This is a genomic window from Bartonella capreoli (assembly GCF_902813205.1).
In the GTDB taxonomy this organism is placed as follows: Bacteria; Pseudomonadota; Alphaproteobacteria; order Rhizobiales; family Rhizobiaceae; genus Bartonella; species Bartonella schoenbuchensis.
This window is the reverse complement of record NZ_CADDZX010000066.1, coordinates 1-873: the sequence shown is the minus strand read 5'-3', so window position 1 is coordinate 873 and position 873 is coordinate 1. Positions and strand designations below refer to the sequence as shown.

General features: G+C 39.9%; 2 protein-coding genes. Both read right to left on the bottom strand.

Features of this window, described 5'->3' with window-relative positions:
- A partial coding sequence (locus tag J7R05_RS07315) for a phage tail protein (protein ID WP_208541773.1) occupies window positions 1-190 on the bottom strand: 190 nt, incomplete at its 3' end.
- A 30-nt stretch (window positions 191-220) separates the two neighbouring features.
- Entirely contained in the window at window positions 221-415 is a 195-nt protein-coding gene (locus J7R05_RS09365; protein ID WP_246468264.1) for a hypothetical protein, read from the bottom strand.
- Window positions 416-873: the final 458 nt, after the last annotated feature.

Here is an 873-nt window from a genome sequence, read left to right as displayed (position 1 = left end):
ATTCTTCTGGAAACAACACGCCATGAATAGTTTTTGCATCATTGCCATAGCCGGTAAATTGCAAACTGGGTGCCTTACCAAAACGCTCCATACAAACCCATGAGGCAGAAAACTCTTCCTCAAAGGATTGGAAATTCAGCCAGTCCACATAAAATTGATGCGGACCTAACATCATCAAAGGATCTCTCATTGCCTCCCTCCCCTCCTTTTGTTCTTTCCCTTATTCTGTTCCCCCATGCAGAGCATTGGCGCGTGCGCGTTGAATGGCATGACTTACTGTACGCCCCGTGGCAACGGGATCACGCGCGCCATTGACATGCACCGTGATATTTTGATTGTGCGTGGTGGTGGGGCGGTCTTTCTCTCTTTGCTCTCTACCCAATGGATTTACATGATCAGCATCTGCAAATTGCATAATGGGTTGGATAGCTGTTTTGCCGTTAAGCTAACTCTAGAAAATGGAAAAAATCGAATAAATCAACGCTATCAATCCATGCTTTGATGCAATCCGATAAGAATTTAAAAAATTGTAGAGGAATTTTTTAAGTTAGAACCAACATGAAAATGTTAGATAATAAACCCAAATATTTTTGATATATTTTTTATTTATCTCAAACCGGGAATGCTTTCTATCGCAGTAAAGATAAGAAAGCTTAATGCTCACGCCATAGTGCTTATTCTTATTGGTAGCTAATATATTAAGTTAACGAAGTTCATTAATACTGCTCATGTGGGTGAGAACACTTTTCTTTAGCACAAGTGACAAGTTTTTAGTATTTTTGCAAGGGTTATTTAAATGATACGGTAGTTAGAAAATCCGACAACCAAAGCGATTTTGGATTAGTCAGTAGAGCCGGCCGCTATGCTTAAGAA